Here is a 16702-nt window from a genome sequence, read left to right as displayed (position 1 = left end):
CCGGAAGACCGCGGCGGTGGCCGTCCTCACCACCACCTGGCACCACCCCTTCTGGAACGTCACCACCTCCCAGTGGACCGACGCCTCCCACCTCACCCCCGGCACCCACCTCCGCCAGTCGGACGGCACCACCGCCGTCGTCACCGCGGTCCGCAATTACCACACGACGGCAGTGACGTACGACCTCACGGTCGCGAACCTGCACTCGTACTATGTACTCGCCGGTAGCACGCCGGTGCTGGTGCACAATTGCAACGGGACAATCGACCCGAGCCTGGTGAGGTTTTCGCAGGATACTGTCAGCCCACGTTTCGGCAGTGGAGAGACGATTGAGCAGACGGCGGCCGGTCTGCGATCTGGATATATTAAGCCAGAAGATCTTCCCACGGTGAGACTTCAGTACAAGGATGGAAATCTCTTCTCGTTGGACAATCGGCGGCTCGTTGCATTTCAGAAGGCTGGGCTTCAGATGCCGTTCCGGATGGCGACTCCCGAAGAAATCGCAGGGGAGGCGTGGAAGTTCACCACTAAAAATGACGGGGCATCGATCTTGATTCAGCACTTCGACCCAGTGGAGTGGCCGTGAACTGGCCGGACCCAGCATTGAACGTAGTCAACACGCGCGAGGATCTCGCCAAATACCTGCAAGGGCTGGCAATCCTTCTGCGCGATGGAAAATTGGAACTGCAGAATCCATCCACCTCGGACTTTGTGGACGCCTCCGCGCGTTGGACTAAATCGATGGACGGATTCTTTAAGAATGTCATCGGCGAGCCGGTTCCTGAGGTGCCCGACTGGGCGTTGATTGCAGCAATCTTTCGTGCGGCAGTCGTGTACGAGTAGAACGCGTTCGAGACTGTCAAGATAGTACTGAGCGGAATTGCAGCGGCCCCACTGTTTTTTCCAGTGGGGCCGCTGAGGGTCTCTGACGGCAGTAGTTGACGGCAACGTCAGCGGACGGGTGCTGCACAAGTGGGTGGTTCGTCGCTGTCGTCGCATCCAGCGGCGGGCTGGGCGGGGTGGCGGAGGGCGTTGCCGAGGAGGTCGATGGCGTCGCGCTGGAGGCGGAGCCGGACGTGGGCGTATACCGTGGCGGTCACCCCGATGTGGGCATGACCGAGGACTCCTTGATCACGACGAGTTCGACGCCCTGCTCCAGGAGGAGGGTGGCTGCTGAGTGTCGGAGGTCGTGGAACCTGATGCGTCGCAGGGCGGCTCGGCGAAGGAGGGCGTTGAAGTGGCGGGTGAGGGTGGTGCCCTCGATCGGGCTGCCGTCGGGCCGGGTGAAGACGTAGCCGCTCGCCTTCCAGCCCGCCCCTGCCGCTTCGCGCTCCTGGCGCTGCCGGTCGCGGTGCTGTTCGAGGGAGTGCAGGCATTCGGTGGGTAGGGCGATGCGCCGTTCCGAGCTCTGGGTCTTGGTCGGCAGTGCGGTCAGGCCGCCGGAGTTGGTGCGCTGCAAGGTGCGGCGGATGCTGGCGGTTCCGCCAGCAAGGTCGAGGTCTTCCCAGCGCAGGCCGAGGAGTTCGCCCTTGCGCAGTCCGGTGCGCAGGGCGAGTTCGAACAGTGCGCTGAGTCGGTGTCCGTCGACGGCGGCGAGGAACGCTCGGGCTTCCTCTGTGGTGAGGGGTTCGAAGCGGCGGGGTCGGGGTGTGCCCATGCGGACGTTGCGGGCGACGTTGCGGGGGATCTCCTCTTCGCGGACGGCGTGCTCCAGGGCGGACTTGAGCACGGAGTGCACGTAGGCCAGCGTCAGCGGGGAGAGCCGCTTGCGGCAGCAGGTCCCGGCCGCGCAGCACTGGGGCTGGTCGCGGGCGGTGTCCAGGCCGCGTGTGCAGCACTGGCAGGTGGTGCGGAGGTGGTCGAGCCAGGTGCGGACGTCCTTGGCGGTGAGCTTGGCGAGCTTCCTCCTGCCGATACCGGGGATGACGTACAGGCGCACGCAGGCGGTGTAGCGGGTGTGGGTGTTTCTCCCGGAGCCGGTGGACCGCGACGGTCTCCAGCCAGTAGGTGAGGAACGCCGCTACGCTGCCCTGCGCCGAGGGGGCGGCGATGCCGCGGTTGCTGGTGGCGACCTTCTCCGTCAGCAGAGCCAGCGCCTCCTTCCTCGTGCTCCCGTAGACGTGGATGCGCTTGCGGGTGTCGCCTGCGGCGAGGACGTATCCGGCGGCTTCCCAGCGGCCGTCCTTGCGCTGGTAGACGGTGCCGTCGCCGTTAGCGCGGACCCTGCGCGAGCCGGTGCCGGTGCTGCTGGTGGAGGTGGTGTTGGTGTTGGGGTTGGTCATCAGGCTGCCTGTTCGAGTTGGTGGTGGACGAGGGCGTCAAGGGCGTGGGTGGGGATGCGGCGGGCGCGGCCGATGGTGAGGGAGGCGAGTTGGCGGGTGCGGATGAGGTCGTAGACGGTGGAGCGGCTGATCTTCAGGCGCGCCATGACCTCGGGCACAGTGAGGAGCTCGGCGTCGGCGGTCACCCGGTCACCGCACTCCGGACAGGGGCGGTCAGCGGGGCGCCGGAGTGACCGGCCCGGTCACCGGGGCGTCGCGCCTGCCGGGGGCGGGCAGCTTGCTCAGGTAGGGGCTTCGGGGCAGCGCCCAGGAGGTCGGCGAGGTGGGCGAGTTCGGGCAGGAGGCCGCTGCCGGTGTACTGCCAGTGCGAGATCACCAGGGTGGTGTCCGTGCCGGCGCGTCGCCCGCTCTGCGCGTGGTGACCGCTGGGGTGACCGGCGTCGGGGTCGGTGTGACCGGCGGTCAGGTCAGCGCGGTCACTGCGCTGGTCAGTGACCGGCCCGCCCTCACCTGCCCGCTCCTGGGCATCGTTTTGGCGGGTGCGCCAGGCGCTGCGATCGGCTCGGAGCTGGGTGAGAGTGGTGGAGTAGTGGCGGGTGCGGGTGGAGAAGTGGCCTCGGGATCCGAGCATGTGGGCCCACTGCCGCAGGCGCAGGTGGGCATGCCGGAGCTGGGCTCCGAGGTGCCAGGCGGTGTGGATCATGCGGCGCGCATGGTCGGTGAGGTCGTGCTGGGCGAGTTCGGCCAGGAACCGCAGTTGGCGGTCGAGGGTGCCGGTGGTGGTCTCGGCTCCCTTGGTGGCGTACTTGGCGATATAGGCGGCGACGTGCCGGTCGGTGGGGGTTCCGTCGCCGGTGAAGTCGGTACTGCGGATCGCCCGGACGTCGATCTGCTGCCCGAATCGGAACACCGAAGGCTCCGAACCCTGTGCCAGGTCGGCCCTCCCTGCCTGGGAGGGCCGTTGAGGCTGAACGCGGCTGCGCTTTGCGGCGGCGCGGACGGCGTGGTCGAGGAGCCCGGTGGTGGCCCAGGCGGGTGGGGTGCTGGTGGGGCCGGTGGGTCCGTCGATGCGGATGACGGTGTGGAAGTGGATCTGGCCGCGCTTCTGGTACTCGGCGACCTTGGCGTAGGACAGGGTCGCGTGGTGGCGCAGGGTGCGCTGGGTGAGTCCGGCGGCGTGGGCGATCTCGCGCCGGAGGTGGGTGGTGAAGCGGGCCCACAGGGCGGGGGCGTGGGCGTTCCACAGCACCGCCCCGGTGTAGTCGTACCGCTGCGGGTCTAGCGGCGTGCCGAGCAGCGGGTCGCCGTCGGTGTGCCGGGTGCCGCAGGTGCACGGGGACGCGCCGGGTTGGTTGTGGACGGGGCCGAAGCCGGGGGCGGTGAGGGTGGCGAAGACGCGTGGGTGGGTGGAGACGGTGGCCGGGACGGCCTTGCCGCCGCGTAGTCCGGCGGCGATGAGCTGGTAGGTGTCGTAGCGGTAGACGTGCGAACAGGAGGGGCAGCGGGTGGCGCGGCGGTTGCCGCAGCGCAGCAGGAGTTCCCCGGCTGGGAGGCGGCGAGTGTCGAGGTGGTCGAGGATCTGGCCGGTGGCGGCGTCCAGACGGGTGCGGTGCCCGGTCATCCGGATGGGGCGGGCGCAGCCGCCCAGCGAGCCGACCTGCCGGGCCAGGGGTGCGAGGTGTCCGGCGGCAGCGAGCTTGGCCAGCCGGGCGGTCAGCCGCGCCCGGCGTTCCAGCGCCGAGTTCCTGTTCGCTGACGTGTCGGGGCTGGTGGTGCGCGCCGGTGCGGCGAACGCCGTGCTGGCGGGAGTGAAGGTGGTTGCGGGGGTGGGGAGTTGGAGCTGTGCGGGCATGGGGACAGACCTCCGGCAGGAGTCGGGAGAAGAGGAGAGGCGATTGAGGGGCGACCCGGGTGGTCGGCGCACGTGGGCGCGGTGCGCGTATGGCGGGCGCGGATGGTGGGCCGGGGACGTCTGGCCTGGTCAGCGGTGCTGTTCTGCGGCGGTGCGTGAAGGTAGCGTCGCTTCAAGCGCGCATTCAAGTACATCCCTCCTCATCTGTTTCGGTGGTCGGTGGGGACGCGGGTACTGTGGCCCCGGTCTTCCGTTTTGGACGGGCCGGATTTCGGTGGTAGTGGCGCAGAGAGGGCGGGTGACCTGCGGTGACAGTGGGGCGGCGCGGGCGTAGACCGGCTGGCGGCACGGTGTTGCTGACGTTCGAGGTCATCGCCGAGGCCCTGCGGGAGCGGATCCGCTCCGGGGAGCTGAAGCCCGGGGACGCGCTGCCGACGCAGGCCGTGTTGATGGCGGAGTACGGGGCCTCCAGCCTGTCCGTGCAGAAGGCCATGGCCCTGCTGAAGCAGGACGGCTACGCGATCTCCCGCCCTGGCAAGGGAGCCTTCGTCGCCCACCCCGACGACGGCATCGACGGCGACTCAGGTGACGGGGAGGCGGGGAGCACGCCCGTCGGCGGGACGGCGGCGCGCGTCGAGGCACTGGAGCTGGCACTGGCCGAGACGATTGATCAGCTCACCGCCCTGCGTGCCCGCGTCGAAGCCCTTGAAGCGCGCGGCACCGAGCGAGGCTGCTGATCTGTCGGCCGCAGGACGTGCCAGGGGCCGGGGTGCGTCCAGATTTTCTCTACGAGGTTCGAGGTTCAAGGCGGGCCCTGTCCGCCGGAGCTCGCCGACCGTCGCCGACCGACTCGTCACTGGGCAAGCACCCGACGCCCGACGCGGGGTGTCGGCGGAGACCGGGCCCGCGCCGAGGGTGCGGTCCCGACCGATGCCCGCAGGCAGCAAGTTGTGGCGTAAGGACTCCTTGCCCCGTGGCGGAGCAAGTTGTCGCCTGCGACCGTCCTACGGCCGGATCGCAGACAGAGGGCCAGCCAGGGGGCCGACCCTCACGTCCGTCGCCGCGGTCACCGAGGGCGGTGGCCGAGGCTGCCTCCAGCGGGGAGCGAAGCTCCCGACAACCCGCCGTCGCCCGACCCCTCCGCCCCGGGTTGCCCGACCATCGGGGCGCGAGGCAAGCCGTTCGCCCAACGGGGGCCTCGACGGCCAAGCCGCCGAGGCCCCGGATCACGTGACTGGTCTACACCACCGACGGAAGTAGTGACGGCAACAACCACGAACAACCCCGGCCGACCCCGTACCCCAGCGAGACACCGAAAGTCGCTCTACCTGCGAAAACGCAGGTAGAGAGGGGTCGCATAGCACTCGTACTATGTGCTGGCGGGGGCCACATCAGTCCTGGTCCACAACTGCGACGTAGAGATCACTCAGGAGCAATTGGATACCCTTTCCGTCGGACCCCATGCGAGCGGCGAAGGAATTTCTACGACGGAACCGGACTCCTTGCCCCAAGAAATTCGAGACGCAGTTCAAGATGATGTCTGCCACACCTGCGGTGATACGCAGCCCGGTGCCGGTCCGGTGAAGATCGGCGATCACCAGCCGCCTGTCAGTGTCAGTCCCGTCGGCTTCCGCTACCGCGTTTTCAGTCATTGCTCTGTGTGCAGCGGAATCCAGAGCAGGCGGTGCAAGTTCTGGCTCGCATCGGAAGAAACCACCAGATCTACGAACCGAAGGGGAACTACGAAGAGTTGATGGAGCTTGCGCGTTCACACGTTTCGGGTGGATAGGCGGAGGAATTAACTGGGAGAAGAATATGAAAATCGGCGAAATCGAGGTGGTCCTGAATCATGGCCTTCTGGTGATTGGGTCAGGCGAGGATCCGGAGTTCGACCTATTGGTGGACTCTCCTCCGGTGAGTGATCAAAGGCATGTCATGGTCGCTACTCGTGCTCAGATCGCACCGGTGAGGGTAGGAGTGTGGCGTGGGACTTCACCAGTCGCACCCCGACCGGTCTTCACCGGTCGGCTGCTCCTCGCTACCGGATATCTGACGTTCAGAGAGAGCTCGGAACAGCCGTTTTTCGCATGGCCGGCCGTGAGCTCGGGGTCCTCGACCCTGGTGTCGGTCGGTACCGACGCGTGGGACGCGGCAACGGACGTGACGGTCGTCATCGATCCGAGCCGGGAGAGCTGGCCGGACCTGAGAAGTCGAGAGGGATTCGTGGCTTCATCAGCCGAGGTTTCCTCCATTGCGCAGATCGACCGGGTACTTGACGGGCATAATTACCCGGAGGAGCGCCTCGCGGCGGCGTTGAGAATTCTGTCCATGGCATCTTCGGAAGACGTCTCGGCGGCGCGTATTCGATATGGAGTTGAATCCGTCAAAGAATGGATGAAGTGGCTGCACCCGGCCATTTCCGCGAACTCCTTCGGTGGGGTTCCGGAGATCATTGAAGACACCGTCACCGGGACGAAAAGCGTGGAGGCGGGCGCGCGAGCTGTCATGATGAGTATTTCGACCGCCATCGGTATTACCATTGATGAGTTGGTTTTGGCTCGCCGGTAGGGGCAACTCGCCGATTTGAGGTCGGCCACTGTGTGGTCGAATGGAGAACGTCCCGTTTGGCGCTCTCGAAGAGCGGGATCGAAGACTATGCTGCCGTTCCAATCGATGACCCCAAGCGAGCCTCCCGTGTTGACCTGGTGCTCGACGGAGGCGGCGACGAAATCGAGATCGGCACCGTGGCGGAGTTGCCGATTCCTCGGACCGGCGGTGTCACGGGTACCGTCGATCCCGATGCTGCGCTTCATCTGATGTTGAGCGAGCACGGCCTCCCCCTTCACCGACTGGCCAACGCTCTCGATCTCATCCTCAGAGAGTCGGTGAGCAGTTTGAGCGGTGCGTCACCTCGAGCGGGAGCGCTGAGGTCCGCACGCCTTACCCGACTCGTCCAATGGCTGCACGGGCAAGCTCCATGGGCTTCGCCCAGCACCCTTCTTAATGTCAGGACTTCGACAGAAGAACGGATCGTACAGGCTGGCCGAAGAGGCCTTGAAGATTTCGATGCCGCTGGCACCGCGACCGAGATCATCCGGCTTCTCCAACAAGACCGCTTCCGACGCATCGTGCCAGAATTCGGACCTGGGGCCCTATCAATGGAGCGGATGACGGGAATCGAACCCGCGCTCTGAGGGAGCGATCTCGAACATGGCCCAGTTCGGTGCGAAGGGGATGTGTGGCGATCGCTGTTCGCGAGAACGGTTGAGATGTTGCGGGTCCGGTCCGCATGGGACCAGATCGTAGGCGGGTTGCTCACGTACCTCTGCTGTCACAGACATCGGGTGGAACAATGGCTGTTCGCCGAAGCCGACGATGGGGGTGCTGGCGGGGTGACGGGGCGTCCGACGGATTGGGATGTGCTGGATCTGGACCGGGATCCGGTGCCGGGTGATCCGTTCGAGGTGAAGGAACTCGCGCGGAAGCTGGGGGATTTCGCTGATGATGTCGCCTCGGCGCTGCGGTCGGTGCGGGGTCTGAGCGGTGACACCGTGGTGCAGGAGTGGGCGGGGCTGTCGGGTGACGCGTACCGGCGGCAGTTCGGGGATCTGCCGGGTGAGCTGGACAAGCTGGAGCGGTCCTACCGTCTGGCGTCGGGGGCTCTGGATGATTTCTGGCCGAAGCTGGAGACGGCGCAGGGTGACGCGGACCGGGCGCTGGCGCAGGGGCGCAGCGCCCGCCAGGAACTGGACACCGCCAAGTCGCAGCTCACGAACGCCGATGCGTGGGTGAAGCGGGCGCAGGACAAGTCGAAGTCCTACCAGGAGGACCCGAAGCCGGACGTGCCGCCGCCGTCAGCGGAGGAGGTGCGGGCTGCGGCCCGTAATGCCACGGACGCTAACAGCGCCCACACCACCGCCTCCACCGCCGTCCACAATGCGCAGGCGAAGCTGGACGCGGCCAAGCAACTGGCCGCCGACGCGGCCCAGCTCAGGGACGACGCGGCCTCGACGGCGCAGCACGCGCTGCATGAGGCGTCGGACGCGGGGATCAGGAACAAGCACTGGTGGGAGAAGGCGGTCGACTGGGTCGCGGACCACTGGGACGACATCATCGCGGTCTGCAAGGTGATCGTCGCGGTGCTGGGCATCGTCGTGCTGATCATCGGCGGTCCGCTGGCCTGGCTGGTCCTGGCCGCCGCCGTCCTGGTCCTGGCCGACACCGTCATGAAGTACCTCAAGGGCCAGGCCAGCCTGTGGGATGTCCTGTTCGCGGCCCTGGACTGCATCCCGATGTTCAAGGGCCTCACCACCGCCGGCGGCCTGTTGAAGATGGCCCGCGAACTCCCCGCCCTCCTCAAATCCGGCAAGGCCCTGGAGAACATCGCGAACAGCGTCCGCAAGGGCGGCGCCGCCCTGCGGGACATGCGCGAGACCGCAGTCCGCATGTTCAGGCGCTTCAGGTGCGGCGATCCGATCGACATCGCGACCGGCGAAATGGTCATGTCCGCGGTGGACATGCAGTTGCCCGGAGTTCTTCCGCTGGTGCTGGAACGGCACCATGTGTCGTCCTATCGTGCGGGCCGTTGGTTCGGCACGTCGTGGGCTTCCGGCCTGGATCAGCGTCTCGTCCTGGACGATCAGGGAGCGCAGTACACATCCGAGGACGGAATGGTCCTCTATTATCCGATTCCGAACCCGGATTGGGACGTCTTCCCGGCCGAGGGGCCTCGCTGGCCTCTGCGTTGGGACGGTGTTCCGGGCGGGGAGATGCGCATCACGCGCCCGGGTCAGGGCCAGATCCTTGGCTTCCGGGCGCTGCCGGGCGGCCCCCCGGCGGAACTCGCGCTCACGTCCGTCGCGGACCGCAATGGGAACGTCATCGATGTCCTCCACACGGCGGAAGGCGTCCCCCACGAGATCCGGCACAGCGCTGGCTATCGCGTCGGTCTGACGACGCAGGACCGGCGAATAACCGAGCTCAGGCTGCTGAGCGACGCCGACCGGCCGGTTGTGCTCCGCTATGGATACGACGAACGTGGCGACCTCACCGAGATCATCGACTCCTCCACTCTGCCGTTCCGCCTGAGCTACGACGACCATCATCGTGTCACCGGCTGGGAGGACCGCGGCGGCACGCGGTACCGGTACGAGTACGACACGGAAGGCCGCTGTGTCCGTACGGCCGGCTCGGAAAACGTCCTCGCCTACGACTACGCCTACGACACCGCGAACCGCACCACACGCGTCACCGATTCGCTCGGGCACACCACGACGTACGAGTTCAACGAGCTGGGCCAGCTCGTCCGTACGACCGATCCCCTCGGCAACGCCACCGTCCGGACATGGGACCGCCGGGACAATCTGCTGTCCCGCACCGACGCCCTGGGCCGCAGCACCGGCTACGCCCACGACGAGGCCGGCCGCCTGACCCGCTTCACCCGGCCCGACGGGGCCGTGACCACGGTCACGTACAGCCCGCTGGGGCTGCCGGAGACGGTCACGCTGCCGGACGGCGCCGAGTGGCGCCACGAATACGACGAGCGCGGCAATCTGATCCGTACGGTCGACCCGCTGGGCGCTGTCACCGGACGCGACTACGACACGCGCGGTCGGCTCGTCCGGATCACCGACGCCCTGGGGGGCGTTCGCGAGATGACGCCGAACGGCGCGGGCCTGCCGACGGCCACCACCGACGTCGACGGCGCGGTGACGGGCTACAGCTACGACGCGTTCGGCCGGATCATCGGGATCGTCGACGCCCTCGGCGCGGAATCGACGCTCAACTGGACGCCGGAAGGCAAGCTTCGCGGCCGGACGCGTCCCGACGGGACGACGGAAGAGTGGATTCACGACGCCGACGGCAATCTCGTCCGGCACACCGATCCGCAGGGGACTGTGACGCGCTTCGACGTCGGGTCCTTCGACCGTCTGATGACGAAGACCCTCGCCGACGGCACGACCCTGCGTTTCGCCTACGACACCGAACTGCGGCTGACCTCGGTCACAAACGCCACCGGCCGGCAGTGGACCTACGACTACGATCCGCGCGGTGTACTCCGCGGCGAAACGGACTTCAACGGCCGGACGGTCCGGTACGTCCACGATGCCGCGGGCCAGCTCGTCGAGCGGATCAACGGCGCCGGTGAGGCTACGCGTTACGTCAGGGATGCCGCCGGACGCGCCGTCGAGTGGCACGACGGCGACAGCGTCACGTACATGGAGTACGACCCGACCGACCGGCTCACTCGCGCCGTCAACGCGGACACGGAACTGCTGCTCGAACACGACGCCCTTGGACGGGCGGTTCGGCAGACCGTCAACGGCCGCACGCTGACCAACACGTACGACCGGCTCGGCCGTCGGACCGAGCGCCGCACCCCGAGCGGCGCGGTGAGCACGTGGGAGTGGGACACGGGGATGCGTCCCACGTCCCTGCGCGCCTCCGGCCGGCACATAACGTTCGGATACGACGTGGGCGGCGTGGAGACCGAACGGGTCCTCGACGGCGGCCTGGTGAGGATCCGGCAGGAGTGGGACAGCAACCGTCGCCTCGCCTCCCTGACTGTGAGCCGCGGGGGCTCGTCGGACGGGCCAGGGACGCCGGCCGCCCGGCGTACGTACGCATACGGGGCGGACGACCACGTCATCCGCGTCACGGACGCGGCGGGCGGACGCGGATTCACCCTCGACGCGATGGGCCGGGTCACCGCGGTGTCCGCCGAGAGCTGGACCGAGCGATACGCGTACGACGCGCTGGGCAACGTCGTGGTCGGTCAGTGGGACACCGGGCGGCTCGGGGACAGCAGCCCGAACGGTGCCGCGGAAGCCTCCGCCGTGACCGGCGACCGTGTGTACGACGGCACGCTGATCAGGCGCGCGGGCCGGACCTCGTACGCGCACGACGCGCAGGGCCGGGTGATCCGCCGCGTGCGCAGGACGCTCTCGGGGACCACGACCGCCTGGCGGTTCCTCTGGAACGCCGAGGACCGGCTCGTCGAGGTGCGCACGCCCGACGGGATCCGCTGGAGGTATCTGTACGACCCCCTGGGGCGCCGTACGGCGAAGCTCGGGATCGGCGAGGACGGCACGGTCGTCAGCAGGACTGACTTCGTCTGGGACGGTATGCAGCTGGCCGAGCAGATCGTCTCCACCGGCTCCGGCTCTGGCGACGGCACGGTCGCCGTCACGACCTGGGACGCCCTGCCCGGCAGTCATCAACCGGTCTGCCAGACCGAGCGGGTTCTGACCGCCGACTCGCCGCAGAGCGACATCGACGCACGTTTCTACGCGATCGTCACCGATCTGGTCGGTTCACCGACCGAATTGGTCGACCCGGACGGCGATGTGGTCTGGCGGGCCCGCGGCACGCTCTACGGCGTCCGCCCGCCCGACGCCGCCGACGGTGTCCAGTGCCCGTTGCGCTTCCCCGGCCAGTACTTCGACGCGGAGACGGGTCTCCATTACAACGTCTTCCGCTACTACGACCCGGAAGTGGGCGGTTACTTCAGCCCGGATCCGCTCGGGCTCGATCCCGGACCCAACCATTACGCGTACGTGCCGAATCCCCTGTCATGGTGCGATCCCCTGGGGCTGAAATGCCTGGAGTTCTTCTCCGTCCAGGGACTCGACGACGCGGCGCGGCTGCGCGGCACGGGTGAGCCCTGGCCGCTGGAAATGCATCGCGCTCACTTCGGTCCGGGCGTCTACTCCTGGGGGTCGCGTGCCGAAGCGGAGAAGTACCTGGCGCTCAAACTCCGGAGGTCGGAGAACGCCGATCTCGAACTCATGCGGTTTACCATCCACGAGAAGGACTTCGCCAAGCTCAAGAAGGTCGACATCTCACAGATGACCGACGACGAGGCGCAGGCGTTCCTCGACCGCTACAGCCTGATGTCCGACACCGGGAAAACGGACCACGGGCTGGAGTACATCACCCGGCCGACCGGCATGGGCCCCGAGCACTTCTTCGACAAATCCGTCTTCGGCCACCTCACATTCGACTAGGGGCCGACCGCCTTGACGAGCTGCGACCAGCCGTGTGACCAGTCATGACCAGCACATCCGACAAGCCTGGAGTTCCGTTGAGTCCCAGCCCCTTCGTCTACCGCAAGATCCTCGGTCCCTGGGCGCTGTACGCCGAACTCTCCGCCGCCGTCTCGACGCCGCCGACGCCGCCCGACGGCGCACGCCGGGTCACCGATCACGTGTGGCTGCACGTCCTCGACGACGCGGCCACCGAAGAGGACGTGACCCAGCTTGAGTTCGGCCTCCGTCAGGTGGCCGCGCAAATCGAGGGCTCACACCAGAGCGACCTCGCCGTCATCGAGGTCAACACGCTCGACTACATGCCGACCGACTACCAGCCGGAGGCCGCCGCCGCGGCCGTCGCCGAATGGAGCGCCCGCGAATTCGGCTTTCCGCCCCCGGCCGTCGAAGTGACCTTCGACCGCGCCACCGGCTACACCCTCACCTGGCCGCCATCCCACTGAAAACACCCTGCGGATCACTTCGGCGCCCCCGCCATGACGTCGCCTCCGGACACGCTTCTGGGGCGCAATTGACGCAGTGGCCGACGACGGAGCGCGTCGCGGTCGAGCGCGCTCACGAGGCGTTGCTGGCATTCGGAGTGAGCGATGGTCGGCCCATGTGGGAGGTCACCGACCTCATCGAGGGAATCGCACATGCAATGGGCGGCCTGGAACAGCGGCTTGTTCATCAGGGCGCGCTACGCGGTCCGGGGTCGGACGTGGAATGAAGGACAACGAGAAAAAACCCCGGGCGGTAAACCCGGGGCTTTGGTAATGGAGCGGATGACGGGAATCGAACCCGCGCTCTGAGCTTGGGAAGCACGGGGGCTCCGCCAGGGGACCTGCCGGTCAGACGGTTTGCTCACCGTCCGGTCGCTCCCATCAGCGTGGTCGCATCTGGCAATGACTGTCCGCAGCGTACCGCTGGATCTGGTGCGGAAGTGGTGCAGTTAACACTCACAGGATGCTGCACGACGGACACGCCGCGTCCGAGGTGCTGGCAGTGCACGCCCGGTAGTGCTATTGCTTTATGGTATCGCTTGCTCACTCGTATCTCTTACGAGCTACCGATCGATGGGTATCAGTTCGCTTTCTCGATAGGCAGCTCAAACCAGACGACCTTACCTGCGCCCAGGCGGGTTGCGCCCCAGCGCTGGGCCTGATGGTTGACGAGGAATAGCCCACGGCCGTTCTCATCGTCCAGGGCGGCGTGACGCATTTGCGGTAGTGGCAGTGCATCGTCGCCGACTTCGCAGCGCAGGACGTCGGTGTGCAGGAGGCGGAGGGTGATGGGTCGTTCGGCGTAGCGGACGGCGTTGGTGACGATCTCGCTGACCAGGAGTTCGGCGGCGTCGGACTGGTCGTCCAGGTCCCAGCGGTGCAGGGCCTGGCGGATGAGGCGGCGGGCGCGGCCGGGGGACTGGGGGTGCGGCTCCAGGAACCAGTAGGCGACGTCGCTAGGCGAGATTCCGTCGAAGCGAGCGGCGAGCAGGGCGATGTCGTCGTCGCGGTCGCCTGGCTCAAGGATTTTCAGTGATTCGTCGCAGAGCGGTTCTAGCGGCGGTGGAGAGACGATGCTGGCGGCGTCGTGCAGTTGCTTACGGAGCAGCTCGATGCCGCCCCACACGTCGCGGCTGCGAGATTCGACGAGTCCGTCGGTGTAGAGCACCAGGGTTGCGCCGGGCTGGACTGTCATCTCCACCACTTCGAAGGGCACCCCGCCGACGCCGATGGGCGCGCCAGAAGGAACGGACACCACTTCGGCCTGGCCGTCGGCGTGCAGGAGGATCGGCGGCGGGTGGCCGGCGTTGGCGACCACGAGCCGGTGGGCGATCGGGTCGTAGACGGCGTAGACGCAGGTCGCCATCCGGTCCTGGCCGAGCCGCTGGGCCTGTTCGTCCAGGTGGTAGAGGACCTCCTGCGGCGCGAGGTCGAGTCCGGCAAGGGTCTGCACGGTGGTGCGGAGCTGGCCCATGATCGCGGCCGAGGTCATGGAGTGGCCCATGACGTCGCCGACCACCAGCGCGACCCGGCTGCCGGGCAGCGGGATGGCGTCGTACCAGTCTCCGCCGACCCGCGCGGACTCCGCTGCGGGAAGGTATCTGCTGGCCAGCTGGACGCCGGTCGGCTGCGGCAGGGAGTCGGGCAGCATCTCGCGCTGGAGCGCGTCGGCGATGTACGCCTCGCGGCCGTACAGCACCGCCTTGTCCACGCCGAGCGCGGTGTGGGTGGCCAGCTGCGCGGCCACCGGCAGATCGTCGGGCTCGAAGGGGGAGCGATCGGTGCGGCGCAGCAGCACTGCGGCGCCGATCACCCGCCGCCGGCCGCGCAGCGGTGCCAGCAGGGCCCGGCGGCCGGTGGGCCATAGACTGCCGTGGTCGCCGAGCAGCTCGGCCACTGCGCCCGCGGGCCGCGGTGAGTCGGCGAAGACTGGCCGCACGCCGCGTAATACCTCCGCCAGCGCGCCGTCTAGCTGTACCTGCACTCCTCCGTGATCGCTGGTCGGCTGGAATTCGCCTGCTGGCTCGCTCCAGCCGGGTTCCAGTGCTTTCGGGCCGTTCTCCTCCACACGCCGCAGGCGCAGGCGCAGCGGCCCCGATGGTCGTTCGTCGCCGACCGGCAGTGGATCTCTCAAGTAGACGAGGATCTTGTCAGCGAAGGAAGGGACTGCTCCGCGGCAGAGGCCGAGAATGATCTCATCCAGATCAAGGCCACGGCTGATGCGCCGGGTAGCCGCGCCTACGTAGCGTTGTCGTTCCTCGGCGGATCGTCGTGCCAGCACAGCGGAACTGGGAGGGTTACTGGTACCCAGAGGATTGTGTCGAGTTGTTTCAAACAACCTCTGGCTCTGATCGTCGCTACTGTCTGATGCGTGGGGCGACGCTTCGCTGCTTTCCACCACCTGTCCTGGAACGGTCCTCCAGCCGCTCTGGTCGGCGCGAGGCACGTCCCGGTCCGCGCTCCAGCCGACCTCCTCTGCCGCCTCTTGCACTGCTTCGTGGCCGTGTTCCAGGACTTCGCGCACTTTGTCGAGTGCTCGGTCCACGTCATCCATGGCCGCGTCTGCGGGATCTGCACTCGGGATCTCGACCGACGGCAGACCTTCCAGTGACTGCGTCAGCACCTCTGCCTCGGGTGTGCTGATGCCCTCTGCTTTGAGGAGGGCTACTTCGTTCTCCAGATCACGGATCCGCCGAGCTGCGTGGTCAGCGACGCGCTGTGCCGTGTCCCGCTCTTCTTCGGCGCGGACGAGAGCCAGGCGGATGTCCTTCTCTTGCTTTTGTGCCCGAATGAGGCGTTGTTGCAGCGAGTGCACCGCATGCGGAGTTCCGGATGGGCCTGTCTGCAGGGCGTCGAGTCTCCGGGAAAGCTCCGCGATCTTTGCCTGCGCCTGGCCGAGCAATGCGAAGACTAGCGTCGCTGCTTGCAGGGCTTGGTGCCGCCCTTGCTCACTGGTCTGGTACGCCTGCCTTGCCCGGTCGATCTCCTGGTAGGCGGCAATGGTGCGGTCCTTGGCCGCTAAGAGCTCCTTCGTCGCATCCAAGTGGGAGTTGACCGTCTTCGGCAGGGTGGGGGAGTGCTGTGAAGCGTCCCAGAGCACCTTTGCCTGCTCCAGCCGACGCAGGGATGTATCGGCGGAGTCCTGAGGAAAGCAGATGTCGGCGACGGCCTCCACCAGCTCCCAAACCAGGTCCACACCTGCAAGGCGTTCCCGCAATCTATGCAGTTCGGGGACTTGATGGTCGCGGAAGTGCTCCGGAGTCAGGTGCAGGTGCAAAGTTCTGACGGATACGCCTGTCTCATCCAGCCATGCCCGGATGATCGTGACCAGTTCGTTGACCTCCTGGCATGATCCACGAGCTGGCCCCCACGGTCGTCCAGCGCGCTTTGCGTCCACGATCCTCGCCATCACCGTTGTCAGCCGATAACCCTGTGTTGTCTGCAGAACAACATTCAAGCGGTAGCAACGGGCCGGCCGTTGGAGGATGGTCACACTGGGCGGTGGAATCTGCCCCTTCGTCCCATCGCGCGTGGTGGGGCAGGCGCCTTAGAGCCTCAGAGAAAAGGACTCAAGAACTCATGCCCGGTCCGGTCAGCGGCCTGCTTGCACGTTTTCGAGGCATCCAGCGAGCGCTGCTGGTGGCCCTGGTCCTCGTCCCGGTGCTCATTGTGACTCTCGCGCTCGTCCCTGCCCTGATCGTGTTGCCGTTCCTCTCGTCCCGGACCTCCCAAGTGGGGGCGCTGATCGCACAGTTGGCCGCCTGGACTGGTTCCCTTCTACGGGTCAGTCGGGACGAGTGAGGAACTGCACTGCGCTGCAGTTTCGTCGCTGACCGCGCCGGCGATCTGCTACCGCTCTGCCGCATCGAGTCCGAGCGCGCTTGGATCAAGCGAATGTTTGCCAGCGTGAGCGACCACTCCGAGTAACGCACCTTGACTGAGTACTACACCGCCGAAGGGAACGTCTTGGAGGCCAGACGCCGTCGTGTTCGGAATGCCTTGGGGTCTGGTGGACGATCGGGTGACATCTGAAGTGGC

General features: G+C 67.1%; 11 protein-coding genes and 1 pseudogene. 8 read left to right on the top strand and 4 right to left on the bottom strand.

Annotated elements, in window-relative coordinates:
* Positions 1 to 16: 16 nt before the first annotated feature.
* Positions 17 to 586, top strand: a complete 570-nt coding sequence (locus ACIQCJ_RS27095; protein WP_402712796.1) for a polymorphic toxin-type HINT domain-containing protein — start codon at positions 17 to 19, stop codon at positions 584 to 586.
* Positions 583 to 843, top strand: a complete 261-nt coding sequence (locus ACIQCJ_RS27090; RefSeq protein ID WP_402712795.1) for a hypothetical protein — start codon at positions 583 to 585, stop codon at positions 841 to 843. The genes ACIQCJ_RS27095 and ACIQCJ_RS27090 overlap by 4 nt, the downstream gene beginning before the upstream one ends.
* Before the next feature lie 107 nt (positions 844 to 950).
* On the opposite strand, the pseudogene ACIQCJ_RS27085 reads toward ACIQCJ_RS27090, so the two are convergent.
* The 3 genes and pseudogenes from ACIQCJ_RS27085 to ACIQCJ_RS27075 all read right to left on the bottom strand — a co-directional run bounded on the left by ACIQCJ_RS27085 (position 951) and on the right by ACIQCJ_RS27075 (position 4134).
* Positions 951 to 2282 (bottom strand): annotated as a pseudogene (locus ACIQCJ_RS27085) (tyrosine-type recombinase/integrase).
* On the bottom strand, positions 2282 to 2467 hold the full coding sequence (locus ACIQCJ_RS27080; protein WP_391041612.1) for a helix-turn-helix domain-containing protein: 186 nt from the start codon (positions 2465 to 2467) through the stop codon (positions 2282 to 2284). Before ACIQCJ_RS27080 ends, ACIQCJ_RS27085 begins: the two are co-directional and overlap by 1 nt.
* Positions 2464 to 4134 (bottom strand): replication initiator, encoded by a 1671-nt coding sequence (locus tag ACIQCJ_RS27075; RefSeq protein WP_402712794.1) that lies wholly within the window; start codon positions 4132 to 4134, stop codon positions 2464 to 2466. Before ACIQCJ_RS27075 ends, ACIQCJ_RS27080 begins: the two co-directional genes overlap by 4 nt.
* Positions 4135 to 4484: 350 nt before the next feature.
* Between ACIQCJ_RS27075 and ACIQCJ_RS27070 the strand changes: the two genes are divergently transcribed.
* The 5 genes from ACIQCJ_RS27070 (at position 4485) to ACIQCJ_RS27050 (ending at position 12625) form a co-directional block, all read left to right on the top strand.
* The gene (locus ACIQCJ_RS27070; protein WP_402712793.1) at positions 4485 to 4871 is read left to right on the top strand and encodes a winged helix-turn-helix domain-containing protein; all 387 of its coding nucleotides are present in this window, start codon (positions 4485 to 4487) and stop codon (positions 4869 to 4871) included.
* 1078 nt (positions 4872 to 5949) lie between these two features.
* Complete coding sequence (locus ACIQCJ_RS27065; RefSeq protein ID WP_402712792.1) at positions 5950 to 6702, top strand: hypothetical protein; 753 nt, start codon at positions 5950 to 5952, stop codon at positions 6700 to 6702.
* A gap of 56 nt (positions 6703 to 6758) precedes the next feature.
* Positions 6759 to 7328, top strand: coding sequence for a hypothetical protein (locus ACIQCJ_RS27060; protein WP_391041606.1), 570 nt, complete (start codon positions 6759 to 6761; stop codon positions 7326 to 7328).
* Positions 7329 to 7553: 225 nt separating this feature from the next.
* Positions 7554 to 12140 (top strand): RHS repeat-associated core domain-containing protein, encoded by a 4587-nt coding sequence (locus ACIQCJ_RS27055; protein ID WP_402712791.1) that lies wholly within the window; start codon positions 7554 to 7556, stop codon positions 12138 to 12140.
* Between the two features lie 77 nt (positions 12141 to 12217).
* Entirely contained in the window at positions 12218 to 12625 is a 408-nt protein-coding gene (locus ACIQCJ_RS27050) for a hypothetical protein (RefSeq protein ID WP_391158312.1), read from the top strand.
* 619 nt (positions 12626 to 13244) lie between these two features.
* Here ACIQCJ_RS27050 and ACIQCJ_RS27045 read toward each other — a convergent pair.
* Positions 13245 to 15218 (bottom strand): SpoIIE family protein phosphatase, encoded by a 1974-nt coding sequence (locus ACIQCJ_RS27045; protein WP_402712936.1) that lies wholly within the window; start codon positions 15216 to 15218, stop codon positions 13245 to 13247.
* 1025 nt (positions 15219 to 16243) lie between these two features.
* Here ACIQCJ_RS27045 and ACIQCJ_RS27040 point away from each other — a divergent pair.
* The gene (locus ACIQCJ_RS27040; RefSeq protein WP_402712790.1) at positions 16244 to 16465 is read left to right on the top strand and encodes a dTMP kinase; all 222 of its coding nucleotides are present in this window, start codon (positions 16244 to 16246) and stop codon (positions 16463 to 16465) included.
* Positions 16466 to 16702: the final 237 nt, after the last annotated feature.

The sequence above is a fragment of the Streptomyces sp. NPDC093221 genome (assembly GCF_044753885.1).
In the GTDB taxonomy this organism is placed as follows: domain Bacteria; phylum Actinomycetota; class Actinomycetes; order Streptomycetales; family Streptomycetaceae; genus Actinacidiphila.
This window is presented reverse-complemented; position numbering and strand designations above follow the sequence as displayed.